Below are 12749 nucleotides of genomic sequence, written 5' to 3'. Positions count from 1 at the left end.
GAGGGTTGTCATCACTGCATCGGCTAAGTCGTCCAATGCTTAAACACCGGTCGACGAACTGTCATGATAGCTCTCGGTTGAAGACGCGCCAGGCCGTCTTGCGGCCTGTGGTATGAGCGTTTCAGGGGATGGGTATTTGCAGCGTCTGCATCAATTCATCGGCCTCGGAACCTGGAGTAAACCTGAAGCCCTCCATTTCCTCGGTCGCCAGTATTTCCCCAAGGGCTGCCAGCAATTGCGTTTCGTTAGGCGACTCACTCAGTAACTTATGCGCCGGCAACAGCACTTCAGCGCCGACATCCTGGACCGTTGCGGCATTGATCACAGCGAAGAGCATAAAGCGCAGGCGTATTTCGCGATCAGTAGGCCAGACCGTTTTTCGCTTACCCAAGGTAGGGCCTCGTTTTTTCAGAAAAGTCCGAGGCTATTGCCGAGGCAGGAGTGTTTCAAGCACCGCCATGCAAGATAGGCTGTTTCCTACGGAGGAAAGGGAAGCAACGCACCCGCCGGGACGAAAACGGCGATCACTGCACCGGTAGAAAATTCATCAGCAGCAGACTTTGCGCATAATTCAGGCCGATGCGCCGATAGCGCTCATCGAGCATTTGCGTGAGCAGGTCCAAGCGCGCCACTATTTTGCCGAACTCGACCGCAAAACTGAGGTTGCTGCCCTCCTCCGATATTTCGTTGGAAAACAGCAGTAGCACACCGTTCGCATCCTGGCGCTGGCTGAGCAGCCAGGTGGCTTTCTCGATATTGCGCGCCGCGTTGCTGACGAACTGCGGGTTGATCGAATCGGTCAAGTAGAACTCGGTACGCCCGCCATGAGCGGTCACGATCATACTGCCGATTGCGTAGATAAACGCACCGACGCGGTCGCCCTTGAACTCTGGGCTCAACGAATAACTCAACGCCGCCAGGTCCCGACGTTCACCCAGAGCCGCCAGCGGCCGGCGCTGCTCAATGGCTTGGCGAATCTCCCGCTGCGCGCTTACCGCATCCGGATGTCCCGACTGCCGCCACTGGTTGGGGTTGCGCAGATACAGCTTGCTCATCAGCAAATACAAGCTTCGCAGGTTGTCACGCATGCCCAGGGTGGCCATACGGTCGACGCTGGTCTGAAAGAATTCATCGGGCTTGCCATTGCTGAACTGCTTGGCGATATCGCGGCCTTGCTGCTGCGTGCAGCCGGCGGTCAGGAACACAAAAACAGCCGCCAACAGCAATGGCCATCGCGTCCGACGAATCATCGAAATAAGTAAGCTGCGATCCATCGGCATCCGGTCTGATCGTTCCCTTCACACTGAAATTCGGCGAGGTTAAGACACTGATAGAGCTGAGAAATCAAAAAAAGTGCGACACACTTGCGCAGATAGTCGTGACGGGGAACACGTATTACCCGTGAACAACTTGTTGCACGATCTATACTAATGACATCGGCGACTCGTTTAACCGGCACGTTTAGTGAGGGTCAGCACAATGAGACACCCAATTCGCGCTCAAATGGTTGTGCAAATAATTTGCCTGATGTCGGTGGCTCAACTTTTCTGTTGATCGGAAAAGGGCTGCAAACCACTGCCAGGATATTCGGCGGCGCGCTGTTGAGCGCAAAAAACCTCGCCAGAAAATCAATATGGCAACGCGTTTATTGGTTGAGTTAATCGACAGGCGTCAGGGAATGCCACTCTTGTCGAACTTTTGCAAACGCTGCCTTAAATCACCGCTGTAGAAAATTTGAATTAGCAGGTTGTCCATCAGGTCAAGAACTATGAGCGCAGTTCATCTGATGAGGTAACAGCAATGACTATCCAGGCAGAGACACTCGTACAATTGACCAAAGCACTACAGAAACATGGCCTTAATCTGGTTTCAGACGTGCACTTCATCCGCGCGCCTTATCGGCGCAACCATCGGTGGATTTGTAGTGTGGAGTGATTGGCCTCGCCCCCGTTTTCACTCTCTAGTAGCGTTGCGCAGCCCAAGGCCAGCTCCAGAGATTTCGCCACAAATGGGATACATAGGCAAATCCAAGGCAAAAAAAATCCCGCAGAGCTTGTAGCTCGCGGGATTTGTGAAGCTATTTGGCGGGAAACCAGGGATTCGAACCCTGGAGACGCTATTAACGTCCGCCGGTTTTCAAGACCGGTGCATTCAACCACTCTGCCAATTTCCCTTGTGTGATACAGGAGGATAATAGCCCATCCCGTCTCAGCGGGCGCCATAATACCCGAATGAAACACACTGTCAAACTCTCGCCATCGCTTGTTACAGAGCGTCTGTTATGATCTTTGCGACTGAACGTTTCAAAACCCAAGGAGTGTCGCCATGCGCGAACAGAATTACGCAGTGAATGGCAACGTGCAGGCTGAGCAGCTCGAAGTCAGCCGCGTGTTGCGCAACACCTATGGCCTGCTCGCCCTGACTCTCGCCTTCAGTGGCGTGATGGCGTTCGTGGCGCAGCAGATGCGTGTCGGCTACCCGAATATCTTCGTGGTGCTGATCGGTTTCTACGGCCTGTTCTTCCTCACCAACAAACTTCGCGACTCGGCCTGGGGCCTGGTGTCGGCGTTTGCCTTGACCGGTTTCATGGGTTTTATCCTCGGCCCGATCCTTAACCGTTACCTTGGAATGGCTGGCGGCGCGGAAGTGGTCAGTTCGGCTTTTGCCATGACCGCGCTGGTGTTCGGTGGTCTGTCGGCTTATGTGCTGGTCACCCGTAAAGACATGAGCTTCCTGGGCGGCTTCATCACCGCAGGTTTCTTCGTGTTGCTGGCGGCCGTGGTTGCGGGCATGTTCTTCCAGATCAGTGGCCTGCAACTGGCGATCAGCGCCGGCTTCGTGCTGTTTTCCTCGGTGTGCATCCTGTTCCAGACCAGCGCCATCATCCACGGCGGTGAGCGCAACTACATCATGGCGACCGTGAGCCTGTATGTATCGATCTACAACCTGTTCATCAGCCTGTTGCAGATCTTCGGCATCATGAGCCGTGACGACTGATTCACTGCGGTATAAAAAATGCCCCGCATCGAAAGATGCGGGGCATTTTTATTTTCGCGGGATCAATACTGGTTGGGTTCCATTTCCAGCTCAACCTTGAAGCGCTCGGCAATATCGCGCTGGATGCGCTGGGCCAGATGGGCGATGTCGTGTCCTGAGGCGCCGCCATAATTGACCAGAACCAACGCTTGCAGCGCGTGCACGCCTGCGTCGCCCTCCCGGAAGCCCTTCCAGCCGGCCTTGTCGATCAGCCAGCCGGCGGCGAGTTTCATCTGCCCGTCGGCCTGGGGATAGGCCACCAGATCCGGATACAGCGCCTTGAGCTCCTCGGCCAACGCCTTGGACACCAGCGGATTTTTGAAGAAGCTGCCGGCGTTGCCCAGCACGGCCGGGTCCGGCAGCTTTTCCTGGCGGATACTGCAAATTGCCCGGCTCACATCACTCGGCGTGGCCTCGGTAATGCCCTGCCCGGCCAATCGTTGCTGTACCGGGCCGTAATCAAGCTTGAGGTGATTGGCACGGCTGAGGGCAAAGCGCACACGCAGGATCAGCCAACGACCGGTCTCATGCTTAAACACACTGTCGCGATAGGCGAAGCCGCAGTCTTCCAGGCTGAAGTCGCGCAATTCCCCAGTGTGGCGATCCAGAGCGGTCAAGCCTGCAAACACGTCCTTGATCTCTACGCCATAGGCGCCGATGTTCTGCATGGGGGCCGCGCCGACGGTGCCTGGGATCAGGCTGAGGTTTTCCAACCCACATAAGCCCTGCGCGAGGGTCCACAGCACAAAGGGATGCCAAGCCTCCCCTGCCTCGGCTTCGACCACTACCTGCATGCCGTCATCCTGCAATATCCGGATGCCTTGGGTAGCCATGCGCAGCACCAGCGCTGGAATATCCTGGGTCAGCAGCAAGTTGCTACCGCCGCCAATCACCAACAGTGGCAACGACCGCGTCGCAGCATAGGCCAGCGCTTCTCGCACATCTTCATCGCTGTGAGCCTCGGCAAACAGTTGAGCACGCACATCGATGCCAAAGCTGTTGAATGGCTTGAGCGATGTTTGCGGGCGCACATGCAGAGTCATAACCGCCCCTTCAATTCAATCACCAATAAATCACAGGCCCGCTCGATCAGGTCCAGGACCCGTTCGAAGCCTTGTTCGCCCTCATAGTACGGGTCTGGCACTTCATCCACTTCCCCTTCGTAACGGCGCAAAAACAGGTCGAGTTCCGCCTTGCCCTGAGTGGATTGGAGCGCCTTGAGGTTGCGCAAGTTGCTATGGTCCATGGCCAGGATCAGGTCGTAACGAGCAAAATCGGCGCGCGAGACCTGCTGGGCGCGCTGGGCCGACAAGTCATAACCGCGCACCAGCGCCGCCCGCTGGCTGCGCTGGTCGGGCGGGTTGCCGACATGCCAGTCGCCGGTACCGGCCGATGCGACCTCGATTTGACCCGCCAGGCCCGCCTCACGCAATTTATGGCGCAGAACCCCTTCGGCAGTCGGCGAACGACAGATATTGCCCAGGCACACGAACAAAACTTCCATCAAGCCCCCAGCAAACGACGGACGCGCTCAAGGTCTTCCTGAGTATCGACACCGGCCGGCGGTGCTTCCAAGGCGTCGCCCACATGAATGCGCACGCCATGCCACAAAGCCCGCAGTTGCTCTAGGGATTCGGTATTTTCCAACCAGCACGGTCCCCAGCTGACAAAGTCATGCAGGAAGCCGGCGCGGTAGGCATAGATACCGATATGGCGGCGATAGGGCACACCTTCGGGCAACGCGTCTGGGCGCTTGGCAACCGCATCGCGCGCCCACGGCAAGGTGGAACGGCTGAAAGTCAGGGCAAGGCCATTGATATCGCTGACCACCTTGACCACGTTAGGGTTGAACAGAGTTTCGATATCTTCAATCGGCTCGGCCAGGGTCGCCATGCGCGCTTCACCATGGGCAGCCAGGTTGGCGGCGACCTGATCGATCACACTGGGCGGGATCAGCGGCTCGTCGCCTTGCACATTGACCACGATAGCGTCTGGCGCCAGACCCAGTTGCGTGGCCACTTCGGCCAGACGATCCGTACCGGAATTGTGATCTTCACGCGTCAGCACTGCTTCGGCGCCAAAGCCTTTGCAAACGTCGATGATGCGCGGGTCGTCGGTGGCGACCACCACCCGCTCGGCGCTGCTTTTACAAGCCTGTTCCCATACCAGCTGGATCATCGGCTTGCTGCCGATCAACTGCAGCGGTTTGCCGGGCAGTCGGGTCGATGCATAACGCGAGGGGATGACAACGGTAAAGGCGGTGGTCATTTATCCAGACGCTCTTCGGTGGTCAGGGTGCGGGCTTCGCTCTCCAGCATCACCGGGATGCCATCACGAATCGGATACGCCAGACCGGCGCCTTTGCTGATCAGCTCGGTTTTGTCGGCACTGAGCTTGAGCGGGCCTTTGCAGATCGGGCAAGCGAGGATATCGAGCAGTTTGGTGTCCATGAATATGTCCTGGTAGGCAGCGTTTAAGGCAAGTGACGGGTGGGCAACAGGCGTAAGAGTTGCGCATCGAACCAGGCGACGAACGCCGGCGACGGCAGCGCATCCACCGCAAGGTACCACCAGTCGGGCTGGGCAAAGGCGCGGCACTTCACCGCGTCTTTCTCGGTCATGACCAGCGGCAATGACGGGGTAAAATTCAAGACCTCGGCGCTGTAAGGTGCATGGTCGGCAAAAGCATGGGGTATCGGCCGCCAGTGTAGCGTTTCAAGGGTATTGAAGAAACGTTGCGGGTTACCGATGCCGGCGACCGCATGCACCGCTTGGCCCTTGGCAAAATGATCCACCGGCCGGCGCTCACCGGTCTGTAGATTAACCAGAGCGGTGGGTTGCAGACTGAAGGCAAACCCGTCGTCGCGGTCACGGGGGGCGCCGTTGTACAGCAACGCATCGACACTCTGCAGTCGCTCCACCGGTTCGCGCAAAGGCCCGGCGGGCAGGCAACGGCGGTTGCCCAAGCCACGGGCGGCATCGATCAGCACCAGCTCCAGGTCACGGGCCAGACGGTAGTGCTGCAAGCCATCGTCGGAGAGGATCAGGTCCAACGGTTCGCTGGCCAGTAATGCCTCGACCGCACGACTGCGGTCCGGATCGATCATCAAGGGCACACCGCAGCGCTGCACGATCAGCAAGGGTTCGTCCCCCGCCGTCTCGGCGCTATGGCCGGGCTCGACCCGCCACGGCAAGTGCGGCGGCTTGGCGCCATAGCCTCGGCTGACCACGCCCACGCGCAGGCCGCTACGTCGGCAGTGCTCGATCAGCCACAGGATCAATGGCGTCTTGCCGGTGCCACCCACGGTGATATTGCCGACCACCACCACCGGCACCGGCGCTCGGTAAATCTGGCCCTCTCCCGCCAGGAATCGCGCGCGCTTGCGCTCAACCACGCGGCGATACATCGCCTCCAGCGGCCGCAACAGCAGCAGCGCCGGATGACCTTCGTACCAGCCTTTAAGCAATCGATCGGACATGGCCATCAGGGTTGGCTCGCCGCCTCGACGGTGCTCATGCGCAAATGGCTGAAGCCAAGTTTGCCGGCGGCGTCCATTGCGGTGATGACGGCCTGGTGCTGGGTCTTTCCATCGGCGCTGATGGATAGCGGCATCTTGGTATCGCCACCGGACTCCTTCTGCAAAGCGTCCATCAGACTGTTGAGATCGTTTTTCTCCAGCACCTGGTTATTCACCGAAAACACGCCCTCGGCGCTGATGGCGATATCCAGTTGCTTGACCTCCTGATCTTCGGCCGGCGAACCGCTCACCGCTTCCGGCAAGTCGACACGCAGCTCGGTCTGCCGGGTGAAGGTGGTGGTGACGACAAAAAACAGCAGCAGGATAAACACCACGTCGATCAGTGACGCGAGGTTGATATCGACATTTTCCCGTTGCTTGCGGCGAAATTTCACGCTTTGTCCCCAACCAGATCCACGTCGCGATCCCCCTGCACCACCTCGACCAGCTTGATGGCTTCCTGCTCCATGCCTACCACCAGCTCATCGACGCGCCGTTGCAGGAACCGGTGGAAGAACACCGATGGAATCCCCACCATCAAGCCCGCCGCCGTGGTAATCAGCGCCTTGGAAATACCGCCGGCCAGCACGGCCGCGTTAGCGCTCATGCCGGTGCCCATGAACGAACTGAAAATATCGATCATGCCCAGCACCGTACCCAGCAAACCGAGCAGCGGCGCCATGGCGGCGATGGTGCCGAGGGCGTTGATATAGCGCTCCAGTTCGTGGATCACCCGCGCGGCGGCCTCTTCGATGCACTCCTTCATGATCTCACGACCGTGCTTGGAGTTGGCCAGGCCCGCGGCCAGAATCTCACCCAGCGGCGAATCGGCGCGCAGGGCCTTGAGCTTTTCCTTGTCCAGTTGTTTGTTCTTGATCCAGGACCAGACCTGCCCCAGCAGATGCTCAGGGGTGACACGACTGGCACGCAGGGTCCACAGACGTTCGGCAACGATGCCGAGCGCGGCGATGGAACTCAAGATGATCGGCAACATCATCCAGCCGCCGGATTTGACCAATTCCCACACAGTGAATGTCCCCTCAAAAAAGTGCGCCACTTTACCATATAGGTTCCGCAGCGGGGTTCGTCGAGCGTGGCACCGCCGACGACCTTCGCGCTTACACCGTCAGGGTAACCGTTCGCGCCAGAAACGCCGTTGACCACGGGCAACGACCGGTTCGGCAAACGCCCCTAATTGCACGCGTACAGCGCCTTGTTCGGCGCTGTCATAGACCCGACTGCCCAGTGCCCGATAGCGCTCCATGACCTGCGGATGGGGATGACCGAAGGCGTTGCCGCGCCCGCGTGAAATAAGCACAGACCGGGGTGCCAGCCGTTGCAAGAAAGGCCTGGAGGACGAACTTCGACTGCCATGATGCGGCGCTTGCAGCCAGTCGGTGGGCACCGCCAGCGGCGAGTTGAGCAGCGCCCGTTCAGCGTCGCGATCGATATCGCCGGTCAGCAGCAGACGCTCACCGTTGGCTTGCACCTGCAAGACGCAGGATTTCGCGTTACCGCCAATAGCATCAGGCCACTGCCACATTTCAAACATGACCCCGTCCCATTGCCACTGCTCGCCACTGACACAAGGCTGGGTGCCCAAAAACGCCGGCAAGCCCTCGGTTTCGCCGCCTACCACGCGCCTGATCGGCATGCCTCGGGCCAATGCGGCCGCGCCCCCCGCGTGATCGGCATCGGCATGGCTGAGCAATAGCAGGTCCAAGCTGCCCACGCCGAGTTTTTTCAACGACGGCAGCACCACGCGCGCGCCGAGGTCGAGCGCTCCCGAACGTGGGCCAGCATCGTAAACCAGGGTGTGATTGCGTGTGCGCAGAATCAGCGATTGCCCTTGACCGACATCCAACTGCAGCACCTCGACCTGCCCATAGGGCACCGGTTCTCGAGGAGGGAACACGGCCAGCAACAGCATCGGCCAACCCAGCAGGCGCAGCGGCACGCCTTTGGGCAATAACAGCAACACCGCGCCGAGCAGGCTGATCAGCCAGGCCGCCCAGGGCACCTGCGCCGGTACCCAAGCGGGCGCGTATTCGGCGAGCCAACCCAAGCCGACGAATAACCCCTGCAGCGCGCCACCCGCCAGCCACAACAAACCCTCCCCCACGAAGGGCACCGCCAACAGCGCAGTGCCCAGCAGCGCCAGTGGCAGCACCACCAGGCTGATCCACGGCACCGCCACCAGATTGGCCAGCGGCGCACTCATACTGATGGGCAACCCCAGCACCAACAACACCGGAAACAGCCCGATGGCGATCACGCATTGCGGACGGGTCCACACCTGCCAAGGGCTCCACGGTCCTAAGCGGCCGCTGAACGCCAGGATCAGCACCGCCACTGCCGCAAATGATAGCCAGAAACCCGCCTGCAGACTGGCCAGGGGTTCCAGGATCAGCACCCCATTGAAGGCCAGCAGCAACGGCCACCACACGCCCAGATGGCGAAAGCGCAAACGCCAGAGCAGGACCAACCCCACCATCACGCACGCGCGCTGCACCGGCACACCGAACCCGGCCAGCAAGCCGTAACTGAGCGCAGCGGCAAAGGCCAGGCCGCACGCCCAGGGTAGCCATGGCCAACCTCGCGGCCAAACTCCGTAACGAGCCAACCCGGCAATCAGCCAGTAGATCAACCCCGCCAACAGGCCGATGTGCTGCCCGGAAATCACCAGCAGATGCACGGTGCCGGTGTCCTGCAGAATCTGCCAATCCGTAGCGGACAGACCGGAGCCATCCCCCAGCACCAGGGCGGCCAGGCTCGCCTCGCGGCCTTGGGCATCCACGGCCAGCAACCGTTGACGCAGGCCATCGCGCCACGCATTGCGCGCTGGGACCAGGCGCTCACCGTCCTTTACCGAGCCGGTTGCACCGATGCGCTGGGCCAGCAGCCAGGCTTCGCGGTCAAAGCCGTGAAAATTCAGTAATCCGGACGGTCGTTTGAGGCTGATTGCCAGGCGCCAGCGTTCACCGCTGCGCACGGGCGGACCTCCGCGCCAGGACACGCGGATGCGCTGGGGTAATCGGGCTTTACGCGACCGCCCGTCGATCAGGTCGAAGCGCACGCCATCATCGGTCTGTTGCGGTAACCCGGCCACCCAGCCCTCGACCCAACGCGTCTGCCCATCCAGCTTCAGCGACAGCCGATCATTCAAGGCCCACTGCGCGCTGAAACACGCCCAACTCAACCCCATCAGAAAAAACGCCAGCGGGTACGTGCGAAATGGCAACGCCATCAACGCCAGCAGCAGCATGGCGATCAGCCAGCCCGTTGCGGGCAGTGCCGGTAGAAAAACCAGAGCAAGCAGCCCTGATGCAAGCGCGAACATCCCTGTCTTCATGGATCATCCTTTTGAGAGATCCATTCAGTCTTAGCCGTGCATTCGGCGCGGCCTATGATGTTTTGTCACAAAGTCTGAATTTCCTGTTTATAGAATGCGGGCATACTTGCCCCTCGAATCGACCTGGACCCCTTATGCCTCGGCGCTTATTCAAACGGTACATGCCCGACCCCACCAGTATCAGGGAACACAAGTCATTACAGTTTCTCGGTACGTTGTTGCATGACCCGAACCTCTGGCACCTGAATCGGCACTCGGTGGCTCGAGCGATGGCGGTGGGTCTGTTTGCGGCGTTCATTCCGATTCCGTTGCAGATGCTGCTGGCGGCGATCCTCGCGATCACGGTGCGCGGCAACATGCCGATCGCCATAAGCCTGGTATGGCTGACCAACCCGATCACTATGCCGGTGGTGTTCATTTGCACGTACCTGACCGGCGCCTGGCTGATGAACGTCCCTGCGCGCAGCCTCCCCGACGACCTCACCTGGGAATGGATCAGCGGCCAGTTGAGCACCTTGTGGCAACCGTTTTTGCTGGGTTCGGTGGTATTGGGCCTGGTACTGGGCGCATTGGCCTATTGCCTGACCATGGGTTACTGGCGGTGGTGGGTGGCCCACCAATGGAAGAAACGCAAACAGCGGCGCGGGTAAAACCTAAAGCGCCAGCAGGCGCAGATGTACCCGCAGGCCCGCACCGGTGTTTTCCGCCCATAGGCTGCCATCCTGACGTTGCAGCGCATTGCGCGCGATGCTCAGCCCCAGGCCGAAGCCACCATCGCCGGGGCGAGAGCCGTCCAGGCGCGTGAACGGCGCAAAAATGCGTTCCAGGTCCCGCTCATCGATCCCCCCGCCCTGATCTTCCAGCCATAGGTGCCAGTACTCACCCTCGCGCCGCCCGTCCAGGCACACCACCCCGTCCGCTGGAGAGTGGCGTATGGCATTACGCAGGATATTTTCCAGGGCCTGGGCCAAGCCATTCAGGTTGCCCCGCACCCAGCACTCGGGGCCCAGCAAACACGGCAGGCGCGATGCTGGCCAAGCGCTTTCAAAGCATGCGTTCTCACGCAATATGTCCCACAACGCCTGAAGCTGAATGGTTTCTTTGGTCAACGGCGTCCGTTCGGCGTCCAACCAGGCCAATTGCAGGCTGTCTTCCACCAGTCGCTGCATGGCATCGATTTCCCGGCCCAGGCGTTGACGCAGTTGCACGAGGTCCTGCTCGCTGTCACAGGCCACCCGCAAGCGACTGAGAGGCGTACGCAGTTCATGGGACATATCGCGCAGCAACTGCTGTTGCAACACCACGGTCCCCTGCAAGCGTTCGGACATATGATCAAAAGCACGGCCCAGCTCGCCCAACTCATCCTGGCGACTGGTCGCATCCTGGGACAGACGCGTATTCAACTGGTCGGCCCGCCAGGCGTTGGCCTGCTCACGTAATTGATTGAGGGGCATGATCAGCAAGCGGTACAGGCCTATGCACAGCAATAGGGTGAACAGACCGGGGATCACACCGTTGGTCACCACCCGCCAGAACACTTGATAGCGACCGGGCATAAAGCGCTGTGGCAGTTCGATCACCAACGACCCGGCCTCCGGGTCGCCGGGAAACGCGATCTTCAGCCAGGGCAGCCCCTTGACATGCCGACTCACCGGCCAGTCCAAGCCGCGTAAAAAGGTCAGGCGCTGGTTTTGCGCACTACTCAAGGGGTAGCTGCTCAACGATTGCAGGTCGTTGCCAATCACGCCGATCCAAGTGGTTTCACGCTTGCCCATGGTCTGCAGCCAGGCATCGACGCCTGAAGGGCCGCCAAGGTTCCACGCCTGCTCCGCTTGCGCCGCGTACCCGCTCAGGGTGGTTTTCGCCTCCTCGGATAGATAGGCATTCTGCTGCTCCATATAGCGACCCCAGGACCAGCTCAGCCAGATCATCAGCAAACAGAACGCAATCAACAGGCAGGCCAGTTTCCAGAACAATGAGTGCCGGCCCGGCAGGCGTTTCAGCGGTCGTTCAAAGGCTGTCATCGTGACCGCTCAACACATAGCCCTTGCCCCAGACGGTGCGCACTTCGCGCTCGCTGTAGCCGATGGCTTTTAGCTTGCGGCGGATCTGGCTGATATGCATGTCCAGGCTACGGTCATGGGGGGCATAACCGCGTTGCAGCACATGCTGATAAAGAAAGGCTTTGCTCAAGACCTCCTCAGCATGGCGATGCAGGGTTTCCAGCAGGCGGAATTCGCTACGGGTCAGGCCGGCGGCGTGTTGCAGGTAAAAAACATCACCCAACTCATCGTCAAAGCGCAAGCTCGGCACGTCCTCGCGCCGCACTGGCAGAGTAGGCAGGGGCCGACGGTCCAGGGCCACGCGGCGCAGGATCGCTTCAATGCGCACGCGCAGCTCAAGCATACTGAAAGGCTTGGGCAGGTAGTCGTCCGCGCCCAGGCGAAAACCGCTGATGCGGTCGGCTTCGGCGCCCAAGGCCGACATCAGAATCACCGGGGTCGAATGGCTTTTGCGCAAATACGTCAGGATCGACAGGCCGTCCAGCCCCGGCAGCAGAATATCCATCAACACCACGTCGAAAGCACGCTCACGCGCCATGTCCAGGCCCTGCTGGCCGTTCTGGCACCATGTAACCTGAAAGCCACTGCGCGCCAGCTCCTCATGGACGTAGGCGCCGAGCACGGGGTCATCTTCGATGGTCAGGATACTGGCTGCGGGATTCATTAGCGTCTGCAAGTCATTCTCAATCGCCGATTATTCAAGATTACCCCGCCACAGGCAATCGCCACTCGCCGGCCAATGGCCCGAAGATTGACTCCTGTGATGATTTTGCGAGATTCC

General features: G+C 59.9%; 14 protein-coding genes and 1 tRNA gene. 2 read left to right on the top strand and 13 right to left on the bottom strand.

Annotated features, from left to right (window positions below; genetic code table 11):
• Nucleotides 1–121 precede the first annotated feature (121 nt).
• From ACFZPT_RS15465 to ACFZPT_RS15455, 3 genes are all read right to left on the bottom strand, one after another.
• Nucleotides 122–391 carry a hypothetical protein gene (locus ACFZPT_RS15465; protein ID WP_034114144.1) on the bottom strand — a complete coding sequence of 90 codons (270 nt, stop codon included), beginning with the start codon at nucleotides 389–391 and terminating at the stop codon, nucleotides 122–124.
• Between the two features lie 133 nt (nucleotides 392–524).
• Nucleotides 525–1250, bottom strand: coding sequence for a hypothetical protein (locus ACFZPT_RS15460; protein ID WP_371918463.1), 726 nt, complete (start codon nucleotides 1248–1250; stop codon nucleotides 525–527).
• Nucleotides 1251–2082: 832 nt separating this feature from the next.
• Nucleotides 2083–2173: transfer RNA gene (locus ACFZPT_RS15455), tRNA-Ser, on the bottom strand.
• Nucleotides 2174–2325: 152 nt separating this feature from the next.
• Here ACFZPT_RS15455 and ACFZPT_RS15450 point away from each other — a divergent pair.
• Nucleotides 2326–2997, top strand: a complete 672-nt coding sequence (locus ACFZPT_RS15450) for a Bax inhibitor-1/YccA family protein (RefSeq protein ID WP_034114146.1) — start codon at nucleotides 2326–2328, stop codon at nucleotides 2995–2997.
• Nucleotides 2998–3059: 62 nt separating this feature from the next.
• Here the strand turns inward: ACFZPT_RS15450 and murB are convergent, their stop codons facing one another.
• The 8 genes from murB to ACFZPT_RS15410 form a co-directional block, all read right to left on the bottom strand.
• Nucleotides 3060–4079, bottom strand: coding sequence for a UDP-N-acetylmuramate dehydrogenase (murB, locus tag ACFZPT_RS15445; RefSeq protein WP_034114147.1), 1020 nt, complete (start codon nucleotides 4077–4079; stop codon nucleotides 3060–3062).
• On the bottom strand, nucleotides 4076–4540 hold the full coding sequence (locus ACFZPT_RS15440) for a low molecular weight protein-tyrosine-phosphatase (protein WP_034114149.1): 465 nt from the start codon (nucleotides 4538–4540) through the stop codon (nucleotides 4076–4078). The genes murB and ACFZPT_RS15440 overlap by 4 nt, the downstream gene beginning before the upstream one ends.
• Nucleotides 4540–5304: a 3-deoxy-manno-octulosonate cytidylyltransferase gene (gene kdsB, locus ACFZPT_RS15435; RefSeq protein ID WP_034114151.1), complete on the bottom strand. Its 765-nt coding sequence runs from the start codon at nucleotides 5302–5304 to the stop codon at nucleotides 4540–4542. Before kdsB ends, ACFZPT_RS15440 begins: the two co-directional genes overlap by 1 nt.
• On the bottom strand, nucleotides 5301–5486 hold the full coding sequence (locus tag ACFZPT_RS15430; protein ID WP_011060103.1) for a Trm112 family protein: 186 nt from the start codon (nucleotides 5484–5486) through the stop codon (nucleotides 5301–5303). Before ACFZPT_RS15430 ends, kdsB begins: the two co-directional genes overlap by 4 nt.
• A 23-nt stretch (nucleotides 5487–5509) precedes the next feature.
• Nucleotides 5510–6520: a tetraacyldisaccharide 4'-kinase gene (lpxK, locus tag ACFZPT_RS15425; protein ID WP_034098609.1), complete on the bottom strand. Its 1011-nt coding sequence runs from the start codon at nucleotides 6518–6520 to the stop codon at nucleotides 5510–5512.
• On the bottom strand, nucleotides 6520–6948 hold the full coding sequence (locus ACFZPT_RS15420) for a biopolymer transporter ExbD (RefSeq protein ID WP_034098611.1): 429 nt from the start codon (nucleotides 6946–6948) through the stop codon (nucleotides 6520–6522). Before ACFZPT_RS15420 ends, lpxK begins: the two co-directional genes overlap by 1 nt.
• Complete coding sequence (locus ACFZPT_RS15415; protein WP_034098613.1) at nucleotides 6945–7580, bottom strand: MotA/TolQ/ExbB proton channel family protein; 636 nt, start codon at nucleotides 7578–7580, stop codon at nucleotides 6945–6947. The genes ACFZPT_RS15420 and ACFZPT_RS15415 overlap by 4 nt, the downstream gene beginning before the upstream one ends.
• Before the next feature lie 99 nt (nucleotides 7581–7679).
• The gene (locus ACFZPT_RS15410; RefSeq protein ID WP_080758751.1) at nucleotides 7680–9905 is read right to left on the bottom strand and encodes a DNA internalization-related competence protein ComEC/Rec2; all 2226 of its coding nucleotides are present in this window, start codon (nucleotides 9903–9905) and stop codon (nucleotides 7680–7682) included.
• A 134-nt stretch (nucleotides 9906–10039) separates the two neighbouring features.
• On the opposite strand from ACFZPT_RS15410, the gene ACFZPT_RS15405 reads away from it, so the two are divergent.
• On the top strand, nucleotides 10040–10555 hold the full coding sequence (locus ACFZPT_RS15405; protein WP_034098616.1) for a DUF2062 domain-containing protein: 516 nt from the start codon (nucleotides 10040–10042) through the stop codon (nucleotides 10553–10555).
• Between the two features lie 3 nt (nucleotides 10556–10558).
• On the opposite strand, the gene ACFZPT_RS15400 is transcribed toward ACFZPT_RS15405, so the two are convergent.
• Complete coding sequence (locus ACFZPT_RS15400) at nucleotides 10559–11929, bottom strand: sensor histidine kinase (RefSeq protein ID WP_034114155.1); 1371 nt, start codon at nucleotides 11927–11929, stop codon at nucleotides 10559–10561.
• On the bottom strand, nucleotides 11916–12632 hold the full coding sequence (locus tag ACFZPT_RS15395; RefSeq protein WP_034114157.1) for a response regulator transcription factor: 717 nt from the start codon (nucleotides 12630–12632) through the stop codon (nucleotides 11916–11918). Before ACFZPT_RS15395 ends, ACFZPT_RS15400 begins: the two co-directional genes overlap by 14 nt.
• Nucleotides 12633–12749 lie beyond the last annotated feature (117 nt).

Origin of the sequence: Pseudomonas sp. MD330_10 (genome assembly GCF_042610415.1) — a bacterium.
Classification (GTDB): Bacteria; Pseudomonadota; Gammaproteobacteria; order Pseudomonadales; family Pseudomonadaceae; genus Aquipseudomonas; species Aquipseudomonas rhodesiae.
This window is presented reverse-complemented; position numbering and strand designations above follow the sequence as displayed.

Bases quoted from the DNA above. Each gene is read 5' to 3' on its own strand.
- ACFZPT_RS15460 (WP_371918463.1), bottom strand. From the start codon at position 1,250: ATGATTCGTCGGACGCGATGGCCATTGCTGTTGGCGGCTGTTTTTGTG.
- ACFZPT_RS15450 (WP_034114146.1), top strand. From the start codon at position 2,326: ATGCGCGAACAGAATTACGCAGTGAATGGCAACGTGCAGGCTGAGCAG.
- murB (WP_034114147.1), bottom strand. From the start codon at position 4,079: ATGACTCTGCATGTGCGCCCGCAAACATCGCTCAAGCCATTCAACAGC.
- ACFZPT_RS15440 (WP_034114149.1), bottom strand. From the start codon at position 4,540: ATGGAAGTTTTGTTCGTGTGCCTGGGCAATATCTGTCGTTCGCCGACT.
- kdsB (WP_034114151.1), bottom strand. From the start codon at position 5,304: ATGACCACCGCCTTTACCGTTGTCATCCCCTCGCGTTATGCATCGACC.
- ACFZPT_RS15430 (WP_011060103.1), bottom strand. From the start codon at position 5,486: ATGGACACCAAACTGCTCGATATCCTCGCTTGCCCGATCTGCAAAGGC.
- lpxK (WP_034098609.1), bottom strand. From the start codon at position 6,520: ATGGCCATGTCCGATCGATTGCTTAAAGGCTGGTACGAAGGTCATCCG.
- ACFZPT_RS15410 (WP_080758751.1), bottom strand. From the start codon at position 9,905: ATGAAGACAGGGATGTTCGCGCTTGCATCAGGGCTGCTTGCTCTGGTT.
- ACFZPT_RS15405 (WP_034098616.1), top strand. From the start codon at position 10,040: ATGCCTCGGCGCTTATTCAAACGGTACATGCCCGACCCCACCAGTATC.
- ACFZPT_RS15400 (WP_034114155.1), bottom strand. From the start codon at position 11,929: ATGACAGCCTTTGAACGACCGCTGAAACGCCTGCCGGGCCGGCACTCA.
- ACFZPT_RS15395 (WP_034114157.1), bottom strand. From the start codon at position 12,632: ATGAATCCCGCAGCCAGTATCCTGACCATCGAAGATGACCCCGTGCTC.